The sequence below is a fragment of the Pseudomonas sp. P9_2 genome (assembly GCF_034008255.1).
In the GTDB taxonomy this organism is placed as follows: Bacteria; Pseudomonadota; Gammaproteobacteria; order Pseudomonadales; family Pseudomonadaceae; genus Aquipseudomonas; species Aquipseudomonas synxantha_A.
Window position 1 is genome coordinate 3,945,797 of record NZ_CP125376.1, and the last position, 24,894, is coordinate 3,970,690.

The 24,894-nt window shown below is 59.0% G+C and carries 20 protein-coding genes and 4 tRNA genes; 15 read left to right on the plus strand and 9 right to left on the minus strand.

The genetic code is table 11. From position 1 onward, the window contains the following. Window positions 1-197 precede the first annotated feature (197 nt). A complete protein-coding gene (locus tag QMK52_RS17695; protein ID WP_005789306.1) occupies window positions 198-608 on the plus strand; it encodes a hypothetical protein in 411 nt (136 codons plus the stop codon). On the opposite strand, the gene QMK52_RS17700 is transcribed toward QMK52_RS17695, so the two are convergent. Then, the gene (locus tag QMK52_RS17700; RefSeq protein WP_005789305.1) at window positions 605-766 is read right to left on the minus strand and encodes a hypothetical protein; all 162 of its coding nucleotides are present in this window, start codon (window positions 764-766) and stop codon (window positions 605-607) included. The two genes, QMK52_RS17695 and QMK52_RS17700, sit on opposite strands and share 4 nt — an antisense overlap. 210 nt (window positions 767-976) lie before the next feature. Between QMK52_RS17700 and QMK52_RS17705 the strand changes: the two genes are divergently transcribed. Next, the gene (locus QMK52_RS17705) at window positions 977-1,639 is read left to right on the plus strand and encodes a peptidase C39 family protein (RefSeq protein WP_320403156.1); all 663 of its coding nucleotides are present in this window, start codon (window positions 977-979) and stop codon (window positions 1,637-1,639) included. A 48-nt stretch (window positions 1,640-1,687) separates the two neighbouring features. On the opposite strand, the gene pbpG is transcribed toward QMK52_RS17705, so the two are convergent. Both pbpG and folD read right to left on the minus strand, forming a co-directional pair. After that, window positions 1,688-2,611, minus strand: a complete 924-nt coding sequence (gene pbpG, locus QMK52_RS17710) for a D-alanyl-D-alanine endopeptidase (RefSeq protein WP_005789301.1) — start codon at window positions 2,609-2,611, stop codon at window positions 1,688-1,690. A 207-nt stretch (window positions 2,612-2,818) separates the two neighbouring features. Beyond that, window positions 2,819-3,673 carry a bifunctional methylenetetrahydrofolate dehydrogenase/methenyltetrahydrofolate cyclohydrolase FolD gene (gene folD / locus QMK52_RS17715; RefSeq protein WP_005789300.1) on the minus strand — a complete coding sequence of 285 codons (855 nt, stop codon included), beginning with the start codon at window positions 3,671-3,673 and terminating at the stop codon, window positions 2,819-2,821. Window positions 3,674-3,947: 274 nt separating this feature from the next. Here folD and QMK52_RS17720 point away from each other — a divergent pair. The 10 genes from QMK52_RS17720 (at window position 3,948) to QMK52_RS17765 (ending at window position 13,366) form a co-directional block, all read left to right on the plus strand. Then, a tRNA-Arg gene (locus QMK52_RS17720) sits at window positions 3,948-4,024 on the plus strand. A gap of 32 nt (window positions 4,025-4,056) precedes the next feature. Continuing rightward, window positions 4,057-4,132, plus strand: a tRNA-His gene (locus QMK52_RS17725). Window positions 4,133-4,188: 56 nt separating this feature from the next. Further along, window positions 4,189-4,273, plus strand: a tRNA-Leu gene (locus QMK52_RS17730). Between the two features lie 77 nt (window positions 4,274-4,350). Next, window positions 4,351-4,426, plus strand: a tRNA-His gene (locus tag QMK52_RS17735). A gap of 395 nt (window positions 4,427-4,821) precedes the next feature. Continuing rightward, window positions 4,822-6,132, plus strand: coding sequence for a trigger factor (gene tig, locus QMK52_RS17740; protein WP_005789298.1), 1,311 nt, complete (start codon window positions 4,822-4,824; stop codon window positions 6,130-6,132). 91 nt (window positions 6,133-6,223) lie between these two features. Next, complete coding sequence (clpP, locus tag QMK52_RS17745; protein ID WP_005789297.1) at window positions 6,224-6,859, plus strand: ATP-dependent Clp endopeptidase proteolytic subunit ClpP; 636 nt, start codon at window positions 6,224-6,226, stop codon at window positions 6,857-6,859. A gap of 112 nt (window positions 6,860-6,971) precedes the next feature. Further along, on the plus strand, window positions 6,972-8,255 hold the full coding sequence (gene clpX / locus QMK52_RS17750) for an ATP-dependent Clp protease ATP-binding subunit ClpX (protein ID WP_003238279.1): 1,284 nt from the start codon (window positions 6,972-6,974) through the stop codon (window positions 8,253-8,255). A gap of 188 nt (window positions 8,256-8,443) precedes the next feature. Next, a complete protein-coding gene (gene lon / locus QMK52_RS17755; protein WP_032880520.1) occupies window positions 8,444-10,840 on the plus strand; it encodes an endopeptidase La in 2,397 nt (798 codons plus the stop codon). 148 nt (window positions 10,841-10,988) lie between these two features. Further along, entirely contained in the window at window positions 10,989-11,261 is a 273-nt protein-coding gene (locus QMK52_RS17760) for an HU family DNA-binding protein (RefSeq protein ID WP_003174819.1), read from the plus strand. Window positions 11,262-11,491: 230 nt separating this feature from the next. Next, a complete protein-coding gene (locus tag QMK52_RS17765) occupies window positions 11,492-13,366 on the plus strand; it encodes a SurA N-terminal domain-containing protein (RefSeq protein WP_005789288.1) in 1,875 nt (624 codons plus the stop codon). A gap of 82 nt (window positions 13,367-13,448) precedes the next feature. On the opposite strand, the gene nhaA is transcribed toward QMK52_RS17765, so the two are convergent. Both nhaA and QMK52_RS17775 read right to left on the minus strand, forming a co-directional pair. Then, complete coding sequence (nhaA, locus tag QMK52_RS17770) at window positions 13,449-14,792, minus strand: Na+/H+ antiporter NhaA (protein WP_005789286.1); 1,344 nt, start codon at window positions 14,790-14,792, stop codon at window positions 13,449-13,451. A 118-nt stretch (window positions 14,793-14,910) separates the two neighbouring features. Next, complete coding sequence (locus tag QMK52_RS17775; protein ID WP_005789285.1) at window positions 14,911-16,092, minus strand: MFS transporter; 1,182 nt, start codon at window positions 16,090-16,092, stop codon at window positions 14,911-14,913. 115 nt (window positions 16,093-16,207) lie between these two features. Between QMK52_RS17775 and QMK52_RS17780 the strand changes: the two genes are divergently transcribed. Then, entirely contained in the window at window positions 16,208-17,113 is a 906-nt protein-coding gene (locus tag QMK52_RS17780) for a LysR family transcriptional regulator (protein ID WP_005789283.1), read from the plus strand. Window positions 17,114-17,196: 83 nt separating this feature from the next. Then, a complete protein-coding gene (locus QMK52_RS17785) occupies window positions 17,197-18,021 on the plus strand; it encodes a DUF2242 domain-containing protein (RefSeq protein ID WP_005789281.1) in 825 nt (274 codons plus the stop codon). 1 nt (window position 18,022) lies between these two features. Here QMK52_RS17785 and aceE read toward each other — a convergent pair whose 3' ends face one another. Then, complete coding sequence (gene aceE / locus QMK52_RS17790) at window positions 18,023-20,683, minus strand: pyruvate dehydrogenase (acetyl-transferring), homodimeric type (protein ID WP_320403157.1); 2,661 nt, start codon at window positions 20,681-20,683, stop codon at window positions 18,023-18,025. Window positions 20,684-20,827: 144 nt separating this feature from the next. On the opposite strand from aceE, the gene QMK52_RS17795 reads away from it, so the two are divergent. Further along, window positions 20,828-21,298, plus strand: a complete 471-nt coding sequence (locus QMK52_RS17795; protein WP_005789278.1) for a MarR family winged helix-turn-helix transcriptional regulator — start codon at window positions 20,828-20,830, stop codon at window positions 21,296-21,298. 54 nt (window positions 21,299-21,352) lie between these two features. Here the strand turns inward: QMK52_RS17795 and QMK52_RS17800 are convergent, their stop codons facing one another. The 3 genes from QMK52_RS17800 to QMK52_RS17810 all read right to left on the minus strand — a co-directional run bounded on the left by QMK52_RS17800 (window position 21,353) and on the right by QMK52_RS17810 (window position 24,852). Continuing rightward, window positions 21,353-22,357 (minus strand): transketolase-like TK C-terminal-containing protein, encoded by a 1,005-nt coding sequence (locus tag QMK52_RS17800; protein ID WP_194438627.1) that lies wholly within the window; start codon window positions 22,355-22,357, stop codon window positions 21,353-21,355. 326 nt (window positions 22,358-22,683) lie between these two features. After that, a complete protein-coding gene (locus tag QMK52_RS17805; RefSeq protein WP_005789272.1) occupies window positions 22,684-23,718 on the minus strand; it encodes an AraC family transcriptional regulator in 1,035 nt (344 codons plus the stop codon). Between the two features lie 3 nt (window positions 23,719-23,721). After that, the gene (locus QMK52_RS17810; RefSeq protein ID WP_005789270.1) at window positions 23,722-24,852 is read right to left on the minus strand and encodes a carbon-nitrogen hydrolase family protein; all 1,131 of its coding nucleotides are present in this window, start codon (window positions 24,850-24,852) and stop codon (window positions 23,722-23,724) included. Between the last annotated feature and the right edge of the window lie 42 nt (window positions 24,853-24,894).

Genomic DNA, 24,894 nt, shown 5'->3' on the forward strand with positions numbered 1-24,894 from the left:
TCTCCGAGAAGAGCAGGATTGCAAACCCCGGCAGTCTTGCCCGACCCACCTAACACGCACCTTTCAGCCAGGTGAAGGAAGATTTAGGTAATGGCTGAAGATCGTTTCATTTGTATTCATTTGTTCCGCAAACGCGGGCTCTTCAAGCTTGGCATCCATCGGATACGTCTTTTTTTGATGTTCTTTGGAGCCCTGCCATGTCACTGAAAACCCTGTTGTTGATACCTATGCTGAGCGTTGTTGTGTTGCTCTCGGCCTGCGCCGGCCCGCTGCCCAAGGCTGACCCGAGTCAAGCCTGGATCGGCCTGAAAGAGGAAGCGCCAAATGACCTGATGGCCGAGCGGGTTGACGGTAAACGCGTCGATGACGGGCGCTACTTTGAAGTCAGCCCCGGTGACCATCGGCTGGACGTGACCTTGTTTGAAGACGAACCCGGCGACGACAACCAGCAAGACTGCCAGGGCCGGGTGGAATACAAACACTTCAAGGCGGGTGAGCATTACACACTGGAAGAGTCGAGCCTGGGCACCACCGTGCGCGCATCCCTCAAGGACGGTCACGGCAAGGAAATCGCCGCCACCCAAGACTTCAATTGCATGCCTGGCTAGGCGTGATGGGCCGTCGCCTTGGGAGGCTTGGCGGGCGCGGCAGGTTTGACGTGGGGGTGATGATGCCGGCGAGTCACGCGCATGACCCCCCACAACATGGCCGCGGCCACTGCCAACCAGCCACAGATCAACAGAAAAATTGTCGTTGCAAGGCTCATTCGGGCCTCCTTTCGCCCACTGGGGGCACACACAGTCTTCTCAATGGACAGTCTAGCTACCTGGCGGTTGCCTGCTATTGACCAATGGTCGTGTCTGTCCAACTTGTTTGCTCTATCGCGGGTGCTTTACTGATGTGCCAGGCTATACCCGCGCTCAAGAGCATCCTATGATCAGGGCCCTCACCGCCCGTTGATCAAGAGAGTAAAACATTGCGCTTACGCTCGAACCTTAAAACATCCATCTTGCTGGCTTGTGCCCTGGGGTTAACGGCTTGTTCCAGCCAACCGTCGAAGCTGTCCGGCCTGCCGGAGCGCGTTGAACTCAACGGCGTGCCGACCTTTCGCAGCGAGGCTTATCAGAGCGGTCCTACGGCACTTGCCAGTATGCTGTCGCAACAAGGCATTGTCATGACACCGGGGTTGCTGGACAAACCACTGCGCCTGCCGGGTGCTGAGGCGAACCTCGAACGCAACATGCAGGTGCTGGCGCGCGAATACGGGCTGATGGTGTACCCACTGGACGCCAAGCTGACCGCGGTGCTGGCGCAGGTGGCGGCGGGTTACCCGGTGATGGCGCGAATCAATTCCAGCTTCTGGTCCGGAGCGCGCTATGTAGTCGTCGTGGGCTTTAACCAGCAGAAAAGCACGGTATTGTTGCGCTCAGGCAAGGAGCGCCGATTGATCATGAGCTTCAGTGACTTTGAGTCGGCATGGAAGAGCGCGGGCCACTGGGCCATCCTGACTCAACGCCCGAGCCAATTGCCGGCTAATGTGGATGCGCAGCGCTGGCACGATTCGGCGAACTCAACGGCCCAGGCCGGGCAAGAAGGGGCGGCGGCCCAAGCGCTAAAGGTCCTTGGGGAACGCAAGTAACAAATATGGGAGGGGGGCCTCCCACATCGGATTTCTGGTGGGAGTGAGTTAGCGGCGCACTTCTACCGCATTCCCCCGATTCTTCAGATTCTTGTCAGCCTTGTAGCGCAACGCCACATCCGGCACCGGGCCGCCCTTGCCGGTCTCGACCCAGCTGCGAATACGGCTGGCATCGGCAAAATGGGTGAACTTGCCAAAGGCATCCAGGATCACCAGCGAAACCGGGCGGTTGCCCATGCTTGTGACCAGCACCAGGCAATGCCCCGCCTGGTTGGTGAAGCCGGTCTTGGTCAACTTGATATCCCAGTTGGCGCGGTTGATCAGGTGGTCGGTGTTGGAGAAACCCAGGGTGTAGTTGGGCTTGCGAAACGCCACGGTCTTTTCCTTGGTGGTGCTCAACTGGCTCAACATCGGGAATTTACGCGCGTACGCCAGCAGCTTGCTCAGGTCGCGAGCGGTCGAGACGTTATGGATCGACAGGCCGGTAGGCTCCACATAGTGGGTGCTGGTCATCCCCAGGGACTTGGCCTTGGCGTTCATCGCCGCAATGAATGCCGCATAGCCACCCGGGTAGTGGTGGGCCAGGCTGGCGGCGGCGCGGTTTTCCGAGGACATCAGCGCAATCAGCAGCATTTCCTTGCGCGGCATCTGGCTGCCGATTTTTACCCGGGAGAACACGCCTTTCATCTCTGGCGTGTCGGTGATGTTGATGTCGATGTACTCATCCATGTTCTGCTTGGCTTCCAGCACGATCAGGCCGGTCATCAGCTTGCTCACTGACGCGATGGGGACTACTACGTCGGGATTGCTGGAATAAATGACTTTGTTGGTTTGCAAGTCCACCAGCATGGCGCTGCCGGAGGCGATTTGCAGTTTGGAGGCGTCACGCGGGGCCAGGGTGGATTCGGCGGCGTGGGCGAAGGTGCCTGTCAAAGCGAAAAACAGGCCGACAATAGAGAGACGAATTTTCACGCGGATGAACTCGCTAAAAAGTAAGGAAATACCGTTCGGGAACGGGCTTTATGAAAAATGACGTTACATTCTAGGAGTATGGATCAGAAACTGTCGAATGTTCTTCCAGAACCGGATGAAAGTGCTTAAAAACTAAGAAAAAACAGTTTTTTCTCAGGCAATAAAAAGCCCCGCGCTAAGGCAGGGCTTTTTCATTACGCCTGGTTATTAACCGTGCAGGGTTTCTGCAGCGTAAAGGGTATTTTCCAACAGGCAGGCGCGGGTCATCGGGCCGACACCACCTGGCACTGGCGTGATCCAGCCGGCGCGGGGCAGGGCAGTGTCGTAGACGACGTCGCCGACCAGCTTGCCGTCATCCTGGCGGTTGATGCCCACGTCAATGACGATGGCGCCTTCCTTGATCCATTCACCTTTGACCAAACCGGGCTTGCCAGCAGCGACCACCACCAGGTCGGCGCGGCCAACGTGGCCGGCCAGGTCCTTGGTGAAGCGGTGGGTGACGGTCACGGTGCAGCCGGCCAGCAGCAGTTCCATGGCCATCGGGCGACCGACGATATTGGAGGCGCCTACCACGACTGCGTCGAGGCCATAAAGATCGACCCCGGTGCTTTCCAGCAAGGTCATGATGCCTTTGGGTGTGCATGGACGCAGCAGCGGGATACGTTGCGCCAGGCGGCCGACGTTATAAGGGTGGAACCCGTCGACGTCTTTGTCCGGGCGGATGCGTTCCAGCAGCTTGGAGGCGTCCAGGTGCTCGGGCAGTGGCAACTGCAGCAGGATGCCGTCCATCTCCGGATCATCGTTGAGGCGGTCAATCAGGTCGGTCAGGGCCTGTTGAGTGGTGTCCGAAGGCAAGTCGTAGGCTTTGGAAATAAAGCCGACCTCTTCACAGTCTTTACGCTTGTGCGAGACATAAACCTGAGAGGCAGGATCGCTGCCGACCAGGATCACCGCGAGGCCAGGCGTGCGCAGGCCTTGCTGGCGACGCTCGGTGACGCGTTTGGCGATCTGCTGGCGCAGGCTGGCGGCGATTGATTTGCCGTCGATAAGTTGTGCAGTCATTACGCGTGATTAACCATCGAGAGGGGGAAGAAAAGTGCGCGCATTCTCGCACGCCAGGGCGCGAGGGCAAAGGCGCTTGGTCTGCAAATTGCCCTAAGCCCTTAAATAAAATCAGTTTTTTTTAAAAAAGATTTGACGGGTATCAGGACGCTCTATACTATTCGTCGCACTTGTCGGGCACAGCCTAGCACTGGTTAGAAGGTCGAGCAGAATTGTTGTCCTGCAAGGCTGGAAACACTTAGTTTGTAATCCTCCAAGAGTACAGATTAATCAGGCGCCCGTAGCTCAGCTGGATAGAGCATCCGCCTTCTAAGCGGATGGTCGCAGGTTCGAGTCCTGCCGGGTGCGCCATTAGGCAGCTTTGGCACAAGTAGCGCTATATGGTGGGCGTAGCTCAGTTGGTAGAGCACGGGATTGTGACTCCCGTTGTCGAGGGTTCGATCCCCTTCGTCCACCCCATATTTTGAAAGGCGCCAGATTAATCGTCTGGCGCCTTTGCTTTAAGAGCTTCAAGCGCGGATGTGGTGGAATTGGTAGACACACTGGATTTAGGTTCCAGCGCCGCGAGGCGTAAGAGTTCGAGTCTCTTCATCCGCACCAATTAAAGCTTTGCTGTGCCGTCAGGCGGGGTAAAGCTCAACAAAGAAGTAGTTTGGTTTCTTTGTTAACGCAATATGGTGGGCGTAGCTCAGTTGGTAGAGCACGGGATTGTGACTCCCGTTGTCGAGGGTTCGATCCCCTTCGTCCACCCCATATTCGAAAGGCGCCAGATTTAACAGTCTGGCGCCTTTTTTGGTTTTAGCGGTTCGTATATCCGGCAGCTGCAGGTGCAAGGTCGAAAGGGTGGGGTGTTTCATCGTATTTGTGTGTCTCGATGATGCCGCGCTGCCCGCAGGCCCTGTGCGCGGGGTCGGGCGTCAGGGAAATGACTGGTTTCTTCTATATAGAAGAGGCGGCGCAGAGCCCTGGCGCAGTTGGCTGTATTTGTCACCGGGGCGAGGTGCATCCGTGCCTTCGTACCGATAAATTGCCGGCTGTTTTCCGCTGTATTTTCAGTAGGGTGACTTCTTGAGTTTGACCCACTAGAATGCATGCCCTTGATTGGGGTCGGAAATGGCCGGCTAACGTCTGTGCAACGAGGAATATCCATGCAAGTTTCTGTTGAAAATACTACTGCTCTCGAGCGCCGCCTGAGCATCACCGTGCCGGCAGAGCGTATCGAGACTGCGGTCAACAAGCGTCTGCAGCAGACTGCCCAGAAGGCCAAGATCGCTGGTTTCCGTCCAGGCAAAGTGCCGATGAGCGAAATCAAGCGTCGTTTTGGTGCCGATGCGCGCCAGGAAGCTGTAGGTGACGTGATCCAGGCTTCCTTCTACGAAGCCGTTGTCGAGCAAAAGCTGAACCCGGCTGGCTCGCCTTCGATCGAGCCCAAGTCCCTGGAAGCTGGCAAGGACCTGGAATACGTTGCCGTATTCGAAGTGTTCCCGGAATTCGAAGTGGCTGGTTTCGACGGTATCGAAATCGAGCGTCTGAGCGCCGAAGTGGCTGATTCGGACCTGGACAACATGCTGGAAATCCTGCGCAAGCAGAACACCCGTTTTGAAGTGGCCGAGCGTGCTGCCCAGAACGAAGACCAGTTGAACATCGATTTCGTTGGCAAGGTTGACGGCGAAGTGTTCGCTGGCGGCTCCGCCAAGGGCACTCAGCTGGTGCTGGGTTCCAACCGCATGATCCCTGGCTTCGAAGACGGTCTGGTTGGCGCCAAAGCCGGCGAAGAGCGCGTTCTGAACCTGGAATTTCCAGCGGACTACCAGAACCTGGACCTGGCCGGCAAGGCCGCCGAGTTCACCGTTACCGTCAACAGCGTTTCCGAGCCTAAGCTGCCAGAGCTGAACGAAGAGTTCTTCGCTCAATTCGGTATCAAGGAAACCGGCATCGAAGGTTTCCGCACCGAAGTTCGCAAGAACATGGAGCGTGAGCTGCGCCAGGCCATCAAGTCCAAGGTCAAGAACCAGGTCATGGACGGTCTGCTGGCCGCCAACCCGATCGAAGTGCCAAAGGCCCTGCTGTCCAACGAAGTGGATCGCCTGCGCGTACAAGCTGTTCAGCAGTTTGGTGGCAACATCAAGCCTGACCAGCTGCCGGCCGAGCTGTTCGAAGAGCAAGCCAAGCGCCGCGTTGTGCTGGGCCTGATCGTGGCTGAAGTGGTCAAGCAGTTCGACCTCAAGCCTGACGAAGACCGCGTTCGCGAAATGATCCAGGAAATGGCTTCGGCCTACCAGGAGCCTGAGCAGGTCGTGGCTTGGTACTACAAGAATGACCAGCAGCTGAACGAAGTACGTTCGGTTGTGCTTGAAGAACAAGTTGTGGATACTGTTCTGCAGAAGGCTAAGGTGACCGATAAAGCGGTCTCTTACGAAGAAGCAGTCAAACCGGCGGAAGCAGCACAAGCCGACTGATTGTCCAACTCGTTGGAAATTCAACCATAAGCCAGCCTCGCGCTGGCTTATGCGTTTTCAAGACATGACTATTTGGGAGTAACTGCAGAGCATGTTCCGTAATTCCTATATTCAGCAGAACTCTGATATCCAGGCCGCAGGCGGCCTGGTCCCGATGGTTGTCGAGCAGTCCGCTCGTGGCGAACGCGCCTACGACATCTACTCGCGCCTGCTCAAGGAGCGAGTGATCTTTCTGGTTGGCCCGGTAGAGGACTACATGGCTAACCTGATCTGTGCGCAATTGCTGTTCCTTGAAGCGGAAAACCCGGACAAGGACATCCATCTCTACATCAACTCGCCAGGTGGTTCGGTGACCGCAGGGATGTCGATCTACGACACCATGCAATTCATCAAGCCAAACGTGTCGACTACCTGCATCGGCCAGGCTTGCAGCATGGGCGCGTTCCTGCTGACAGCAGGTGCCGAAGGCAAGCGTTTCTGCCTGCCGAACTCACGCGTGATGATTCACCAGCCACTGGGCGGTTTCCAGGGCCAGGCATCGGACATTGAAATCCATGCCAAGGAAATCCTCTTCATTCGTGAGCGTCTGAACACGCTGATGGCCAAGCACAGCGGGCACACACTGGAAGAAATCGAGCGCGACACCAACCGTGACAATTTCATGAGCGCAGAAGCCGCCCGTGAATACGGGTTGATCGACGCAGTGATCGAAAAGCGCCCCGCTTAATATAAGCCGCTCAAAATAGGGCTGGTCGGCATGTCCGACCACTGGCGGGCTTGAAAAAGCCCGCATAAGCCTTCATCTTGTGTTGCAAGCCTATCGGATTTGGATCGAACGAATGACTGACACCCGCAACGGCGAGGACAACGGCAAGCTGCTCTATTGCTCCTTCTGTGGCAAAAGCCAGCATGAAGTACGCAAATTGATTGCCGGCCCCTCGGTGTTTATCTGCGACGAATGCGTCGACCTGTGCAATGACATCATCCGCGAGGAGGTGCAGGAAGCCCAGGCCGAGAGCAGTGCGCACAAACTCCCATCGCCTAAAGAAATCAGCGGCATCCTGGACCAATACGTCATTGGCCAGGAGCGTGCAAAGAAGGTTCTGGCCGTAGCGGTGTACAACCACTACAAGCGCCTGAACCAGCGTGACAAGAAAGGCGACGAGGTCGAACTCGGCAAGAGCAACATTCTGCTGATCGGTCCTACAGGTTCGGGTAAAACCTTGCTTGCGGAAACCCTCGCTCGCCTGCTGAACGTTCCGTTCACCATCGCCGACGCCACCACCCTCACCGAGGCTGGCTATGTGGGCGAAGATGTCGAGAACATCATTCAGAAACTGCTGCAGAAGTGCGACTACGACGTAGAGAAGGCCCAGATGGGTATTGTCTACATCGACGAAATCGACAAGATTTCGCGCAAGTCTGACAACCCGTCGATCACTCGGGATGTTTCCGGTGAAGGCGTGCAGCAGGCACTGTTGAAACTGATCGAAGGCACGGTTGCTTCCGTACCGCCACAGGGCGGCCGCAAGCACCCGCAGCAGGAATTCCTTCAGGTTGATACGCGCAACATCCTGTTCATTTGTGGTGGCGCATTCTCCGGCCTGGAGAAGGTTATCCAGCAGCGCTCCACCCGTGGCGGCATTGGTTTCAGTGCGGAAGTGCGCAGTAAGGAAGAAGGCAAGAAGGTGGGCGAGTCCCTGCGTGAAGTCGAGCCTGACGATCTGGTCAAGTTTGGTCTGATCCCGGAATTCGTTGGCCGCTTGCCGGTCCTGGCGACATTGGACGAATTGGATGAGGCGGCTTTGATTCAGATCCTCACCGAGCCCAAGAACGCCCTGACCAAGCAATACGCCAAGTTGTTCGAGATGGAAGGCGTGGACCTCGAGTTCCGTACCGACGCGCTCAAATCGGTGGCCAAGCGGGCGCTGGAGCGCAAGACCGGTGCACGTGGCCTGCGTTCGATCCTCGAAGGCGTGTTGCTCGACACCATGTACGAAATCCCCTCGCAGTCTGAGGTGAGCAAAGTGGTGATCGACGAAAGCGTTATCGAAGGCAAGTCCAAGCCACTGTATATCTACGAAAACAGTGAGCCGACGGCCAAGGCTGCGCCAGACGCGTAAGCGTTCAGCAGTTGCGGTACAAGCAAGGGGCCTTTAGGGGCCCCTTGTTTTTTGGGGCGTTTTCTTGGTGCGGTGGTTAAATTCGCGTGTATTCATGCGTTTAACTACTGGCATTGAGCTTGTTTTTTTTGCATGTAACCCCCATCTTGGTTTCATGCTTACTTATCAACTGTCATAGAGGCGAAATCATGAAGACAACCATCGAATTGCCTCTCCTGCCGTTGCGTGATGTCGTCGTCTATCCGCACATGGTTATCCCGCTGTTCGTGGGGCGCGAGAAGTCTATCGAAGCCCTCGAGGCTGCGATGACGGGCGACAAGCAGATCCTGCTGTTGGCCCAGAAGAATCCTGCTGATGATGATCCGGGTGAAGATGCCCTGTATCGCGTCGGCACCATTGCCACTGTGCTGCAATTGCTCAAGCTGCCTGATGGCACCGTCAAGGTGCTGGTGGAAGGCGAGCAGCGCGGTGCCGTAGAGCGTTTCATGGAGGTGGACGGGCACCTGCGCGCCGAAGTGGCACTGATCGAAGAAGTCGAAGCTGCAGAGCGCGAATCCGAAGTGTTTGTGCGCAGCCTGCTCTCGCAGTTCGAGCAGTATGTGCAGTTGGGCAAGAAAGTCCCGGCTGAAGTGCTGTCTTCCCTCAGCAGCATTGATGAACCAAGCCGCCTGGTCGATACCATGGCCGCGCACATGGCGCTGAAAATCGAGCAGAAGCAGGACATCCTCGAAATCATCGACCTGTCGGCCCGTGTCGAACACGTGTTGGCGCTGCTGGATGGCGAAATCGACCTGTTGCAGGTAGAAAAGCGCATCCGCGGTCGCGTGAAGAAGCAAATGGAGCGCAGCCAGCGCGAGTACTATCTGAATGAGCAGATGAAGGCCATTCAGAAGGAACTCGGCGACGGCGAGGAAGGCCACAACGAAATCGAAGAGCTGAAAAAGCGCATTGATGCCGCTGGCCTGCCCAAAGATGCCCTGACCAAGGCCACCGCCGAGCTGAACAAGCTCAAGCAGATGTCGCCAATGTCGGCCGAAGCCACCGTGGTGCGTTCCTACATCGATTGGCTCGTGCAGGTGCCGTGGAAGGCCCAGACCAAGGTACGCCTGGATCTGGCTCGCGCCGAAGAAATCCTCGACGCCGACCACTATGGTCTTGAGGAAGTCAAAGAGCGCATCCTCGAATACCTTGCCGTGCAAAAGCGCGTGAAAAAGATTCGTGGTCCGGTGTTGTGCCTGGTCGGCCCTCCGGGTGTGGGTAAAACCTCCCTGGCCGAGTCGATTGCCAGTGCCACCAACCGCAAGTTTGTGCGCATGGCCTTGGGTGGTGTGCGTGACGAGGCGGAAATCCGTGGTCATCGCCGTACCTACATCGGTTCGATGCCAGGAAGATTGATTCAAAAGATGACAAAAGTGGGCGTGCGCAACCCACTGTTCCTGCTCGATGAAATCGACAAAATGGGCAGCGATATGCGTGGCGATCCTGCCTCGGCGCTGCTTGAGGTGCTCGATCCGGAGCAGAATCACAACTTCAACGACCATTACCTGGAAGTCGACTACGACTTGTCTGATGTAATGTTCCTGTGCACCTCCAATTCCATGAACATTCCGCCAGCCTTGCTGGACCGGATGGAGGTGATTCGTCTGCCGGGTTACACCGAAGACGAGAAGATCAATATCGCCGTCAAATACCTCGCGCCCAAGCAGATTTCGGCCAACGGCCTGAAGAAGGGCGAGATCGAGTTTGAGGTCGAGGCGATCCGCGACATCGTGCGTTACTACACCCGCGAGGCCGGTGTACGGGGCCTTGAGCGCCAGATCGCGAAGATCTGCCGCAAGGCGGTAAAAGAACACGCACTGGAAAAACGTTTCTCTGTGAAGGTAGTTGCCGACTCCCTGGAACACTTCCTGGGTGTGAAGAAATTCCGCTACGGCCTGGCCGAGCAGCAGGATCAGGTCGGGCAGGTGACTGGCCTGGCGTGGACTCAGGTGGGTGGCGAATTGCTCACCATTGAAGCTGCGGTGATTCCCGGCAAAGGCCAGTTGATCAAGACCGGCTCTCTGGGTGACGTGATGGTCGAATCCATCACGGCCGCGCAGACCGTGGTGCGCAGTCGTGCCCGCAGCCTGGGCATCCCGCTGGACTTCCATGAGAAGCACGACACCCATATCCATATGCCGGAAGGGGCGACCCCGAAAGACGGCCCTAGCGCGGGCGTAGGCATGTGCACGGCCCTGGTGTCGGCATTGACTGGCATCCCTGTGCGCGCTGACGTCGCAATGACCGGGGAAATTACCCTGCGTGGTCAGGTATTGGCCATCGGTGGTCTGAAAGAGAAATTGCTGGCGGCTCACCGGGGCGGAATCAAGACGGTGATCATTCCGGAAGAGAATGTTCGCGACTTGAAGGAAATTCCTGACAACATCAAGCAGGATCTTCAGATTAAACCGGTTAAATGGATTGACGAGGTCCTGCAAATTGCGCTGCAATACGCGCCGGAACCCTTGCCGGATGTAGCTCCGGAGATAGTCGCGAAGGACGAAAAACGCGAGTCAGATTCCAAGGAAAGAATTAGCACGCATTAATGTGTTAAAGCCTGGGGGCTTCCTTGACAGCTTTTTAGAGCCCTTGTTATAAAGCGGCTCTTAAGTGTCTGTAGGCCACCCAGCACTGGTTTTTGCTTTTACCAAAAAACTTAGAATCATACTCAATAGATATATAAGGGGACTTAGAGTGAACAAGTCGGAACTGATTGATGCTATCGCCGCATCCGCTGATATCCCGAAAGCTGCTGCTGGCCGTGCGCTGGACGCAGTAATCGAATCCGTCACTGGCGCTCTGAAGGCCGGCGACTCCGTGGTACTGGTAGGCTTCGGTACTTTCTCTGTGACTGACCGCCCAGCTCGCACTGGCCGTAACCCACAGACTGGCAAAGCACTGCAAATCGCTGCTGCCAAGAAACCAGGTTTCAAAGCCGGTAAAGCCCTGAAAGAAGCCGTTAACTAAGCTTCGATCAAGCCTTTGCTTACCCGGGTCGGACACACGTCCGACCTGGCAGCGGAGCGGTAGCGGCCCAGGTATCCATCGGGTCGCCACGCCGGGGGTGAGAGTTCAAACCCCCGTCCGCTCCGCCAGTTACGAGAAGGCGCATCCTCGGATGCGCCTTTCTTCTATCCGGACTCTACCCACGCTCCACGGTTGCCTATTTTTGAAGTTCAACCGTTTCTGGGGGACGCATGCTGCAAAATATCAGGGACAATTCACAAGGCTGGATTGCCAAGACCATTATCGGGATCATCGTCGCATTGATGGCGTTCACCGGTATCGAAGCCATTTTCCAGGCTTCGGGTAATAACGCGCAGGACGTGGCCAAGGTCAACGGTGAACAGATCACCCAGACCGAACTGAGCCAGGCCGTCGACATGCAACGTCGCCAGCTGATGCAACAGTTGGGCAAGGATTTCGACGCTTCGCTGCTGGACGAAAAACTGCTGCGCGACGCGGCCCTCAAGGGCCTGATCGACCGCAAGCTGCTGCTGCAAGGCGCTGCTGATGCCAAGTTCGGTTTCTCGGAAGCCGCATTGGACCAGGTGATCCTGCAGACGCCGGAATTCCAGGTGGATGGCAAGTTCAATGCCGAACGTTTTGACCAGGTGATCCGTCAACTGGGCTATAGCCGTATGCAATTTCGTCAGATGCTGACCCAGGAAATGCTGATCGGCCAGGTTCGCGCAGGTATCGCCGGCAGCGGTTTCGTCACCGATGCCGAGGTGCTGGCGTTCGCCCGTCTGGAAAAACAGACCCGCGATTTCGCCACCGTCAACATCAAGGCAGACCCGGCAGCGGTGAAGCTCACCGATGATGAGGTCAAGGCTTACTACGATCAGCACGCCAAAGAGTTCATGACCCCGGACCAGGTGGTCATCGACTATCTGGAATTGAAGAAGTCCTCCTTCTTCGACCAGGTCACCGTCAAGGACGATGAACTGCAGGCTGCCTACGAGAAGGAAACCGCCAACCTCGCTGAACAGCGTCGTGCCGCGCACATCCTGATCGAAGTCAACGATAAGGTCACCGAGGCGCAAGCCAAGGCCAAGATCGAAGAAGTCCAGGCACGCCTGGCCAAAGGCGAGAAGTTCGAAGCCCTGGCCAAGGAGTTCTCCCAGGATCCAGGTTCGGCCAACAATGGCGGTGACCTGGGCTTTGCCGGCCCTGGCGTCTACGATCCGGACTTCGAAACGGCCCTGTACGGCTTGAAGCAAGACCAGGTATCGGCGCCGGTGCGCAGTGCCTTCGGTTGGCACTTGATCAAGTTGCTGGGCGTTGAAGCACCTGAGGTGCCATCGTTTGCCAGCCTGAAAGACAAGCTGACCCGCGAGCTCAAGACCCAACAGGTTGAACAGCGGTTTGTCGAAGCGACCAAGCAATTGGAAGATGCGGCATTCGAAGCGTCCGACCTGGCTCAGCCGGCATCTGACCTGAAGCTGACCGTCCACACCTCGGCGCCGTTTGGCCGTGAAGGTGGCGAAGGCGTTGCAGCCAACCGTGCCGTGGTGACTGCGGCATTCAGCCCGGAAGTGCTGGATGAAGGTGCCAACAGCAGCGCCATCGAGCTGGACCCGGAAACCATCATCGTGTTGCGTGCCAAAGAGCATCTCAAGCCGGCTCAACTGCCGCTTGAGAGCGTCGCTGCAGCGATTCGCACCCAGATGACCAAGGAGCGTGCGAGCGCTGCCGCCAAAGCCCATGCCGACGAGTTGATCGCCAGCCTGCGTGACGGCAAAACCGCGCTGGACCAGCCGATTGACGGTCAGGCCTGGAAGGTGACTGAAGCGGCGACCCGCGCTCAGGAATCCATCGACCCAGCCGTGCTGCAAGCCCTGTTCCGCATGCCCAAGCCTGCGGCCAAGGACAAGCCGACCTTCACCACGGTGACGCTGCGCGATGGCAGCCTGGTGATTGTGCGCTTGAACGGCGTCAACGAAGCGGCAGCCCCTACGGACGAAGAAAAGGCGCAATACCGCCGCTTCCTCGCTTCCCGTATCGGTCAGCAGGACTTCGCGGCGTTCCGCAAGCAGCTGGAAACCCAGGCAGACATCAAGAAGTACTGATGCCGGCTTGAATAAAAAAGACCCCGTCCTGAAAAGGCCGGGGTCTTTTTTTGCCCTTGATAAAGTGGGTGCTTAACTCGCCTTATGGGTGCTTGCCTGAAAATTTGAGCTTGCCCCAGGTCAGGCCGATCACCGCTGCCAGGGTCGAAGCGGCCAATACACTGAGCTTGGCGGCCGAGAGCAAGGCCGGGTCCGAGAAGGCCAGGGAGGAGATAAAGATCGACATGGTGAACCCGATCCCGGCCAGCAGGCCAACCAGGCCGACTCCTGTCCAGGTCACACCGTCCGGCAGCTTGCAGATATTGAGCTTGACCAGCATCAGGCTCGCCAGCATCACGCCCAGGGGTTTGCCGAGTACCAGCGCGAAGATGACCCCCATGAACACCCCGTGAGCCATCGGATCATCGAGGTTGAAGCCGTCCAGGCTCACGCCGGCATTGGCCAGGGCGAAAAGCGGCATCACGCCGAATGCCACCCACGGATGCAGTGCCGATTGCACCCGTTGCACCGGCGGCAACATCTCCCGTTGGGCTTGGCGCAGTTGCTTGAGGGGCTGGGCGACCTGTTGGGGGCCTTCTGCCGAATGCGAGAAGCGCTCCATCAGCTCGTTGAACGTGCGTTCAATGGTCTCCAGCGGGCGTTCTGTGGTGGGCTTGGAGTTGACCGGCGTCATCAAGCCCAGGATCACCCCGGCGAGGGTCGGGTGCACGCCGGTCTTGAGCAGCCCGAACCATACAATCGCCCCCGGTAACAGATAGATCGCAGCCTTGCCGATGCCCATGCGCTGGAACACCAGCACCAGCGCCAGCCCGCCTGCGGCAATCACCAAGCCCATGTAATCGAGGCTGGCAGTGAAGAAGATCGCGATGATCAGAATCGCCACGATGTCATCGATGATCGCCAGGGCCAGCAACAGGATACGCACGCCACTGGGAATCGACTTGCCCAGCAGCGCCAGCACGCCCACGGCAAAGGCGATGTCGGTCGCGGTGGGTACCGCCCAGCCACTGGCGGCGACGGTGCCGTGGTTGAGCAGGGTGTAGATGAGTGCAGGCATCAGCACACCGCCCAGCGCAGCGCCCAAGGGCAGCGTGGCCAGTTTCAGATTGGCCAGGGCGCCATCTTTGATTTCCTGACGGATCTCGGCGCCGACTACCAGAAAGAAGATGGTCATCAGCCCGTCATTGACCAGAAAGTGCAGGGAACGCGACACGCTGTAATCGCCAAGTCCCAGGGTAACAGGCGTGTTCCAGAAGTGCTCGTAGGTCGCTGCGGCGGGGCTGTTGGCCCAGATCAGCGCCACGATCGCTGCCAACAGCAGGACGATACCGCTCACGGCTTCGATATGGGAAAAACGCTCAAGGGCAGACAGCGCGCCCTCAGTCAGGCGCTGAGGGCGGGGGATGGCAGGGTGTTTATCAGGCACGACAAATCTCCATTGGCGGCCCGACCAATGCTTGGCTTTTAACCTGCGCCGCGCCTTATGCAGCAACGCACCCAGAGGCGATGATAGGAAGTAGAGGAATAAGTTGTAAACAAACTTGTCATCGGCCGTGCCAGGCCTTGCCCGTCATTGCACCCAGCGCCAGCGCTATCAACCCCAGCACTGCCCATGGAAATGCGATGACGCCCCAGTGTTGGAGCATCAAGCCGCCAGCCAGCCCACCCCCGGCAATGCCAAGGTTCCACGCGGTGACCAGCATGGATTGCGCGGCATCGGCCGAGTTGCCGGCCGACTTCGCGAGTGCGGTTTGCAGCAGGGCCGGCAGGCCTCCGAAAGCCAGGCCCCAGGCCGCCACGCTGATGTAGATGCAGATCGCAGAGCTGGTCCAGAAACCCAGGAGCAGGGCAGCTGCGGCGAACATCGCGCAACTGATGAGGGTCAGCAACCGCAGGTGTTGATCAATCCATATCCCCACCAACCAGATGCTTGCCAACGCCATCAAGCCGAACACCAGTAACACCTGGTCGATCTTGCTGCCGATGCCGGCGGGCACCAGCAAGGGAGCGATGTAGGTGTAGAGGATGTTATGAGCCAACACATAGGTGAAGGTCACCCACAGCACGGGGCGGATTCCCGGCAGGGCCAGCACGCGATTCAAGCTCAGACGTTTGCTGGCTGCTTCACCGGCAAAATCCGGCAATTGCCAGCGCGCCCACACCAGCAGTAACAGGGTCAGGCCGGTCATGATGGCAAAGCTGCTGCGCCAACCGACCAGCGTGCCAAGCAGGGTGCCAGCAGGTACGCCGAGGGACAAGGCCAGCGGCGCACCGAGCATGGCCACGGCGATCGCCCGACCCTGCAGATGAGGGGCAACCATGCGGCTGGCGTAGCCTGCCAACAGCGCCCACAGCAGCCCGGCGAATACACCCGCAAAGAAGCGAGCGATCAAGGTCACGCCGTAGTGGCTGGAAAACGCGGTGACACTGTTGACCAAGGCAAAGCCGCCTATGGCGATCAACAGCAGAGGCCTGCGACGCCAGCCACGGGTCAGCAAGGTCAGCGGGATGGCCGCGAGCAATGAGCCCAGGGCGTAGAGCGTCACCAACTGCCCGACCAGCGCCTGTGACACTTCCAGCCCTTCGCTCATTTGCGGCAGCAGCCCGGCGGGCATGGCCTCGGTGAGGATGGTGATAAAGCCGGCCGAGGCCAGGGCCAGCAACCCTGCCAATGGCAAGGGTTCATGCACGGGCGCCGTAGCGGCCAATGAAGCGTTGTTGTTCATGGGAGTCTCCTTGAAGGGGCAAGGAAACAGGGTAGGGGGCTGCGATGCGCGGAAAAACAGGCTAAGGTGCCGAACTTATCGGACATTTTTGTCCGCAATTGACCAAGGCATCAGCATGGACAGTCTGAGCGGGCTCTCGGTATTCGTACAGGTTGCGCAAACGCGTAGCTTCACCACCGCAGGGCGGGTATTGGGCGTGTCATCCTCTGCGGTAGGCAAAAGCATCGCACGCATGGAGGAGCGCCTGGGTGTCAGGCTGTTTCATCGAAGCACCCGCAGTATCACCCTGACCAGTGAGGGCGCGCTGTTGCTGGAACGCTCGCGGCGTATCCTGGCGGAAGTGGAAGCGGCTGAGCTGGAGTTGAGCGAGGCCAGTGCTACCCCGCAAGGCAAACTGCGTATCAGCGTGCCCCAAGTGCGGGGGTTGTTGATGCCGGTGATCAGTGGCTTTATGCGCGCCTATCCGGATATCGAGTTGGACGTGGATTTTTCCGACCGTATGGTGGATGTCATCGATGAAGGCTTCGACGCGGTGATCCGCACCGGCAAGCCGCAAGACTCGCGCTTGATGGCGCGCCATCTGGGGCATTACCAACTGGTACTTGTCGGTACGCCCGGCTATTTCGACCAATACGGCACGCCACTCCTGCCCCAGGACTTGAGTCATCACGCCTGCCTTCGGCATAAATTCTGCGCCTCCGGCAAACTCGAGCCCTGGCCGCTGCGACTGGTGCCGGGCGCGGCGGAGCCGAGCTTGCGTGCGCCGCTGGTCAGCAGCACCATTGAGTCTCTCAAGCATGTGGCCCAGGAAGGTCTCGGTATTGCGTGTCTGCCGGACTACATGGTCAACGAGGCGGTTGCGCAAGGGGCCTTGCAGCGCGTGCTGGATGAGCACCTCGAACACCGCGGCAGTTTCTGGTTGCTGTGGCCGGCCAGTCGCCATGCCTCGGCCAAATTGCGCGTGTTTATCGACCATATGTGTGCCGGGCTTTTTCCTACTGACGCCGCTTCACAAGGCTGAGATTTTTAACCGACAGGAATGCGCGCTTCAAGGCCGCGTTCTGTTGCACAATACCGTCCGGACCGTTTTCCACAGGATTTTCAATGTCGACATCATTTCACTTGCGTAGCCTCGGGTTGGCGCTGGTGCTGGCGGGCGCCGCGGGCTGCTCCTCACCCAAGACCGCTATCTATGAACATGAGAATTTCGACGATTCCGGTACGTTTTCCCGCGATTACCCGGTCAGCGATGTAGCGGCGTGTGAAGCGGCGCGCCGCGCTCTGCTGAGCCAGGGTTACATCATTACCAGCAGCGATCCTAAGCTGGTGGCGGGCAACAAGAGTTTCCAGCAGACCGGCGAGACCCATCTGCAGATCAGCTTCAACGTGGTGTGCGCTGCTGATGGCAAAGGCAGCAATCACTCGACGATGTTTGCCAACGCCTTGCAGGATCGCTATGCGCTCAAGAAGGTCAACAACTCCGCCAGCCTCGGCGTGGGTGTGTTGGGTTCGGTGTCGATGCCGATCGGCTCCACTGACGACTCGATGGTGAAAGTCGCGAGCGAGACCGTCTCGGCACCGAAGTTCTACGAGCGTTACTTTGCGCTGGTGGATGTGTTCCTGCCGCAAGAGGTCAAGCAGGCCGAGCATATACCCGAGCAGCCCAAGGCTGACCTGGGTATGCCTGAACCCAAGGTCGCTCCGGTAGCCGCTCCAGTAGCCGAGAAGGTCGAGGCGCCGAAGGAGGCACCTGTCGCGCCTGCCGCTTCACAACCCCTGGCACCGCCACCTGAGGCTGCGCCGATCGCACCGACCCCGGAACCTGCGCCTGCCTCGACGCCAGCAACCGAACCTGCGCCGGCGCCGACCAATCCCAACCTGCCTGCGCCGACAGAGGCAATACCGCCCCTGCCAGCGCCTGCGCAGTAACTCAGATGGCTACGGGATCGGCCTTGTCGACGTTGATCCCGTAGCGGCTGATGGCCAGGGCGACGTTGTCACGACCAATCACACCGTCATCAGCCAACGCCTTCAACGCTGCTAAAGCGATAAAGTGCCGGTCTACCTCGAAGAACTCGCGCAATGCCTCGCGGGTGTCCGATTGCCCGAAACCGTCGGTACCCAGTGCGACAAAACGGCGGTTATGCACGAAGGGGCGAATCTGGTCGGCGAACAACTTCATGTAGTCCGTGGCCACCACCACAGCGCCGGTTCTCCCGGCAAGGCAGGTTTCGACGTAGCTTTGGCGCGGCTCGCTTTGCGGGTGCAGGAGGTTCCAGCGCTCGGCGGCGTGCCCATCACGGCGCAATTCGGTCAGGCTGGTGACGCTCCAGACATCGCTGTGCACGGCGAAATCCTTGGCGAGCAACTCGGCTGCGGCGATCACTTCGCGCAAGATTGAACCGCTGCCCATGAGCTGTACCTTTGCCTGCGGGTGGCTGCTCAGCGGATACATGCCCTTGAGAATGCCTTCTTCAACGCCTTCCGGCATCGCCGGGTGCGGATAGTTTTCGTTGAGCAGGGTTATGTAGTAATAGATGTCCTCCTGTTCGACATACATGCGCCGCATACCCTCGCGAATAATCACCGCCAGTTCGTAGGCAAAAGTCGGGTCATAGGCCACGCAGCAGGGAATCACCGACGCCAGGATATGGCTGTGCCCGTCGTCGTGTTGCAAGCCTTCCCCCATCAGCGTGGTGCGCCCGGCCGTGGCGCCCAGCAGGAAGCCCCGCGCTCGCGCATCGCCCGCCGCCCAGGCCAGGTCGCCGACACGCTGGAAGCCGAACATCGAGTAGAAAATATAGAACGGCACGGTCATCAGGCCATGGTTGCTATAGGAGGTACTTGCCGCGATCCAGGAAGAAATAGCGCCGGATTCATTCAGCCCTTCCTGCATGATCTGTCCGTCTTTGCTCTCTTTGTAGTAGCTCAATTGCCCGGCGTCCTGTGGGGTATAGAGCTGGCCGACGGCTGAGTGGATACCGATCTGGCGGAACAGGCTTTCCATGCCAAAGGTGCGCGACTCATCCGGCACAATAGGCACGATCAGCTTGCCCAAATGCGTGTCCTTGAGCAGCGTGCCGAGGATGCGCACAAAGGCCATGGTGGTGGAGATGGCGCGCTCACCGGTGTCTTTGAGTTGGGTGGCGAAGGCGCTCAGCTCGGGGATTTGCAGCGGCGCAACGCTCGTGTGGCGCGCTGGCACATAGCCTCCCAGTGCCTGCCGTCGTGCGGCAAAGTAGTGGGCCTCTTCGCTGTCGACGGCGGGTTTGAGGTAGGGGATTTCTTCGAGCCGGTCATCGTCGACCTCCAGGCCGAAACGGTCGCGGAAAGCTTTTACCGCTTCGGCCCCCATCTTCTTCAGCTGATGGTTGATGTTTTGGCCTTCGCCAGCTTCACCCATGCCGAAGCCCTTGACCGTCTTGGCCAGTATCACCGTGGGCTGGCCCTTGTGGCGCACGGCGGCGGCGTAGGCGTTGTAGACCTTGTCCGGGTCATGCCCGCCCCGTGAGAGTTTCCAGATGTCGTCGTCGGACATGTCCGCAACCAGTGCGAGCAACTGCGGGTATTTGCCAAAGAAGTGTTCACGCACATAAGCGCCATTCTGGGATTTGTAATTCTGGTAGTCGCCATCCACGCATTCCATCATGCGTTGGCGCAGCAGGCCGCTCTGGTCCTTTTCCAGCAGTGCGTCCCAGCCGCTGCCCCAGATCACCTTGATCACATTCCAGCCGGCGGCGCGGTACAGGCTCTCGAATTCCTGGATCACCTTGGCATTGCCGCGCACCGGACCATCCAGGCGTTGCAGGTTGCAGTTGACCACGAAGATCAGGTTGTCGAGTTTTTCGCGGCCCGCCAGGGAGATGGCCGCCAGGGATTCGGGCTGGTCCATTTCGCCATCGCCGAGGAATGCCCAAACCTTGCGGCCCTGATGCTGCTTGAGGTCTCGGAACTCCAGGTACCGCATAAAACGCGCCTGGTACGCGGCAGTGATCGGTCCCAGGCCCATGGAGACCGTAGGGAATTGCCAGAAGTCCGGCATCAACCGTGGGTGAGGGTAGGAAGACAAACCCTCGCCACCGGCCTCGCGACGAAAGTTATCCAGCTGCGCTTCGCTGATACGGCCCTCCAGGTAGGCACGGCCATAAATGCCTGGTGAGGAATGGCCCTGGATATACACCAGGTCGCCGTCGAATGCGTCGGTTCGGCCACGGAAAAAATGATCGAAGCCTACGTCATACAGCACGGCGGCTGACGCATAGGTGGCGATATGCCCACCTACGCCTGAGTGTTTGCCCGCGCGCAATACCATCGCCATGGCATTCCAGCGGATGAACGCATTGGTGCGCCGCTCGATGGCCTGGTTACCGGGGTAGGGCAACTGGCGCTCAACCGGGATGGTATTGACATAGGGGGTGGTCACCCGCCCGTAGAAGTCGCCATGCCGTGCAACGTCGAAATCCAGCAACTGATCGATCAGGTAATGAGCGCGTGGACGGCCCTCGGTGGACAGCACCGATTCGATGGAGTCCAGCCATTCGCGGGTTTCCTGCGGATCATCGTCGAGTCTTACTGGGTCATTCGGGGTCATGTGAGGCTCCAGGGTAGGCGGATTCAAGCAGCAAGCTCCTCGTGGGAGTGATGCAAATGTAGTTGCAATTGCAACGACGTGCCAGAATCTAGCGCGGGATGAGCTACTATTGCAACCTTCTTGAAATTCCCCGGATGGTGTTGCATGTCGTCGAAAGAGCCGGATGTATGGTTCCGTTTTGTCAGGGCTCACAGGACGGTCATCCGTGAAATCGAGCGGCGCCTGGCTGCGGCGGGCCTGCCGCCGTACGCCTGGTACGATGCGTTGTGGGGCCTGGAAAGCGGGCCCGGCGGCACCCGGCGTATGCACGAACTGGCCGATGTGCTGGCCATTGAGCGCTATAACCTCACGCGCCTGGTGGACCGCCTGGAAAAGGACGGCCTGGTAGTGCGTTCCCGCTCCGATGGCGACGGTCGTGCGGCGTTTGCCTCGATCACGGACACGGGTCGAGCGCTGCGCAAGAGCATGTGGAAAATCTACGAAAGCACTGTGGACGAGCTGTTCCTTTCACAAATCGAACCCGAGCAGCGCCAGGCATTTGCCGATGCCCTGGAGCGCACGGCGGGCTTGGCGATGGATGCGGGTGTGCAAGTGCGCAGCCGACGTAAATCGTAGGTTCGAAAACAGCCTCAGTGCGGGGGGGTCGTGCTTGCGCAATTGCATTCCCCCTCACTTCAGGTGATAGCGCTGCAGTGCGTTTTCCACCTGCTGCATGTCGGTACGCCCTTCATCGGCCAGCGCTCTTAACGCTGAAGCCACAATCCAATAGCGGCTCGGCGCATGGGCCTGCACCGAGCCTGCGCCCAAGGCGATAAATCGTGCATCTACATGCGCGGCTAATTGATCGACAATCACCTGCGGATAACCGGTGACGGCAATGACGGGTGCGCTACTGCCTGCCAGGCAATCACGTAAATGGCAGCTGCGCGTGGGGGCCAAGGGGTGCAAGCGGTTCCAGCGCTCCGCGGTCGCCGCCTCACGGGCCAACCGTGTGTAGCTGGGGCTGCTCCACACCTGCGCCGTAATATTCCAGTCCTGTTCCAGCAACTCTGCGGCGAACATCACCTCTTCCAGCGCCCGGCCAGCACCGAGCAGGCGCACATCTGCTGCTTGGCCACGCTGGATCGGATACATGCCTTTGTGGGCATCCTCTCGGTCTTGGGCAGTCAGTGTCGTGGGGGCATCCTGGTCATGCAGCGCCAAATAATAAAAACCTGGCTGGCCGTCGACGTACAGCGTGCGTAGTCCTGCCAGCACAATCGCTCGAGCTTCGTCTCCCGAGGCGGGATCGTAGGGTGTGCAGCGTGGATGGGTCGCCAGCCATACTGGCAATGACGGGTGCGTGCCCTTGGGCCACGGGGAAGGCTGGTTCTCGATGTCATTGCAAAAGATGCCACGTTGGGCGGTCTGCTCCGACAGTGCGCACAACTGTGCAGACGACACTGCGCTGTGCAGATAGAGCAGGGGTTTTTCGCCGCGATTGCGCGCAAACCAGATAGGCCAGTTGCCCACGCGGCGGCTGCATGACTGGCCACGGATCACCCAGGCGTGCCGGCTGGATTCCAGGGTATTGGCCATGCTCATCACCGTATACAGCGGCGAGTTGCCCGGGCAGGCGGCGGTGCTGAGTGCGTCGATGCAGCTCTGCGCAGAATGCGCGATAGAGGCAGGCATGGGTCCAGGCTCCTTTCAACGGATATTTGTACCCTACTGGAAATGTGATTGCAGTTGCAATGATTGCAATCGCACCTCAAGTCATGGGATTAAATTATCCGGCGCCTGTCGCGTTTAACTTTTCAAGCGCAGGAATGTCACAACGTCGACATTTTTTCGTCATGACGGCACTTTAGGCTGGGTTCGCAGGTCATTTACCTGCCACCGCTTTCATTTGAAGAAGGAGTCCACCATGGACGATTACCAGGAAGAACTGCTGGAGTACCAGGCATTCGAGTTGGACCCGCTGGATCCGGCCGACGATGCCACCGAGCTGTAACCCGACTTCAGGCGGAATGCCGCTGACTGCGGCGAAATTCCCCTGGGGTCTGGTTATTCCAGCGCCTGAAGGCCCTCTGGAAGGCTTGGGCTGAAGCAAAACCAAGCAAGTAGGCGATCTCGCCAAATGCCAGCTCGGTATCGCGAATATAGGTCATGGCCAGGTCGCGGCGGGTGTCGTTGAGAATTGCGCGAAACTGTGTGCCTTCCTCGGCCAGTTTGCGCCGTAATGTCCAGGTCGGCAGTTTCAAGCGTGCCGCCACCTCTTCCAGGTCGGGTTCCCGGCCGCCATTGAGCATCGGCCCGAGCAACCGCGTGATGCGTTCACGCAGGCTGCGGGTGCGAGTCAGCTGCTCCAACTCCCTTTCACACAGCTGCAGCAACAGGTGCCAGGTACTTGGGCAGTGCTGTGGGTTGCGCAGCGCCAAGGTGGGTTGGCTCAGACGCAGTTGATTGGCATCGGCGCCGAAGTGCATCACGCCGCTTCCCAGCACGTTGTAGTGTTCGTGATAGTCCGGCGCGTCGAATTCGATTTCTATCCGTTGTGCCTGCACCGGCTGTTGCGCCAGGCTGGATAATTGTTGCAGCCAACCGGCGATGATCGAGTCCACCACAAAGCGGTTATAGGCGTTGTAGGGGCTGATGGAGTAGAACCGCAGCCAGGCGCCTTCGGCATCTTCATGAAAGCTCGATTGCCCGCGATAGTTGGAGCCGTACAGCGCTTCAAAGCGTGTGAGCGTGCGCGCCGCTTCGCGCACATTGGGGGCCTGGGCGGCGGTGACACCGGCCAGGCCGGCCTGGCTCAAGCGGCTGAGTTGGCCCATGCGCAGGCCCAGGCCCGGGTCGCCGGTCAGTTGGATGGCCGCGTGGCCCAGGCGCATATAGCGCGGGATCGACAGGCGTGCACCGGCTTCAGCCAGGCGTGCAGGGTCCAGGCCGTATTGCAGCAACAGCGGTTGCGGGTCCAGGCCGTGGCTCTGGATGGCATCGGCCAGGGTGTGCACGAAGCCCACCGACAGATCCCCCAGGCGCACCGGCTTCAAGGGCTACAGCCAGATATTCAGCAGGCGCGCGCCACGGGCATCGCCGTCGGCGAACACTTGCCCGTTGCTGCTCAGAAAACTCTGGCCGGCGCTGCCCAGGTCCCAGAACTGCCCACGTAAAAATACGCTCATGCCCGCCATCGCCTGGCTGACGGGCTGCTGGCTGATCAGGGTGAGGCGGCGCCAGGCGGCGCCTTCGCTGGTTTCTTCGGGTTTGAGGCTGACTTCGGAAGGCGTCGACACGCTCTTGAACCCGCGCCATGGACGGTCCCAGGTGTCGCGGCCAGTGACGAAGGCCGGTACTGCGATCAGTTGCGCACCTTGCTCGTTAAGCTTGCGATAGTTGTCCGGGTACCAGCTGTCGCTGCCGACCAGGGTGCCCAGGCGCCCGGCAGGCGTATCCACCACGCTGACGACATTCTCATCGCCTGGCTCGATAAAGCCACGCTCATCGTAGATCGGGTAGAGCTGGCGCTGCGGTTGGCCCAGTGGCAAACCGTCGGCGGCAAACACCACGCTGGCGTTGTACAGCGCGCCATGGCCGACTTCCAACTGGCCCTGAATCACGCTCGGGTTGGGCAGGGCGATGGAGCCTGCCACCAGGGTTACGCCAAATTCTTTTGCCAGCCCGCCGAACACCACTTGATAGTCGCGCGCCATGGCAGGGGCCTTCATGCGCAGGTAGGCGTCATCCATGCGGTTGTCGCCGGTGGCGCTGATCCAGGCTTTCGCAAACTGCAGTGGGTTGCTGATCGACAGCCAGTTCATCGCATCCTTCAAATGCGCGGCCTGGTACAGCTCGTTTTTTTCGCCCTTGAGCATCAGCCAGGTGCCGATATGTTCGGGCAGCACCACGATGGTCTTGGCGTTGATCAGGCCTTGGTCGCGCGCTTTTTGCAGGTAGCTCGACAGCTTCAAATGCAGGCGTTCCAGGCTTTGATAGTCGGCAGGGAACAGCTCTGGCTGAATGCCGAGCAGGTTGCCACGGTCGGCTGGTTCGCCCTCATTGACGGCGAGGGTAATACGCAGGTCCGACAGGTAATGCGCCACGGGGCGCTCCTGGGTCCAGACCAGATACGCGGCGAGGGCGGCAACCAGGGCCATGGTGACGGTGAACGCTAGAAGTTTACGCATGGGGCAACAGACAACAGACCAGGTGCAGGGTTCGCGACTAGG

What these genes read in the sequence shown, in the direction of transcription:
- QMK52_RS17695 (WP_005789306.1), top strand. Translation starts at nt 198, where the DNA reads ATGTCACTGAAAACCCTGTTGTTGATACCTATGCTGAGCGTTGTTGTG.
- QMK52_RS17700 (WP_005789305.1), bottom strand. Translation starts at nt 766, where the DNA reads ATGAGCCTTGCAACGACAATTTTTCTGTTGATCTGTGGCTGGTTGGCA.
- folD (WP_005789300.1), bottom strand. Translation starts at nt 3,673, where the DNA reads ATGACTGCACAACTTATCGACGGCAAATCAATCGCCGCCAGCCTGCGC.
- tig (WP_005789298.1), top strand. Translation starts at nt 4,822, where the DNA reads ATGCAAGTTTCTGTTGAAAATACTACTGCTCTCGAGCGCCGCCTGAGC.
- clpP (WP_005789297.1), top strand. Translation starts at nt 6,224, where the DNA reads ATGTTCCGTAATTCCTATATTCAGCAGAACTCTGATATCCAGGCCGCA.
- clpX (WP_003238279.1), top strand. Translation starts at nt 6,972, where the DNA reads ATGACTGACACCCGCAACGGCGAGGACAACGGCAAGCTGCTCTATTGC.
- lon (WP_032880520.1), top strand. Translation starts at nt 8,444, where the DNA reads ATGAAGACAACCATCGAATTGCCTCTCCTGCCGTTGCGTGATGTCGTC.
- QMK52_RS17765 (WP_005789288.1), top strand. Translation starts at nt 11,492, where the DNA reads ATGCTGCAAAATATCAGGGACAATTCACAAGGCTGGATTGCCAAGACC.
- QMK52_RS17775 (WP_005789285.1), bottom strand. Translation starts at nt 16,092, where the DNA reads ATGAACAACAACGCTTCATTGGCCGCTACGGCGCCCGTGCATGAACCC.
- QMK52_RS17780 (WP_005789283.1), top strand. Translation starts at nt 16,208, where the DNA reads ATGGACAGTCTGAGCGGGCTCTCGGTATTCGTACAGGTTGCGCAAACG.
- QMK52_RS17785 (WP_005789281.1), top strand. Translation starts at nt 17,197, where the DNA reads ATGTCGACATCATTTCACTTGCGTAGCCTCGGGTTGGCGCTGGTGCTG.
- aceE (WP_320403157.1), bottom strand. Translation starts at nt 20,683, where the DNA reads ATGACCCCGAATGACCCAGTAAGACTCGACGATGATCCGCAGGAAACC.
- QMK52_RS17795 (WP_005789278.1), top strand. Translation starts at nt 20,828, where the DNA reads ATGTCGTCGAAAGAGCCGGATGTATGGTTCCGTTTTGTCAGGGCTCAC.
- QMK52_RS17800 (WP_194438627.1), bottom strand. Translation starts at nt 22,357, where the DNA reads ATGCCTGCCTCTATCGCGCATTCTGCGCAGAGCTGCATCGACGCACTC.
- QMK52_RS17810 (WP_005789270.1), bottom strand. Translation starts at nt 24,852, where the DNA reads ATGCGTAAACTTCTAGCGTTCACCGTCACCATGGCCCTGGTTGCCGCC.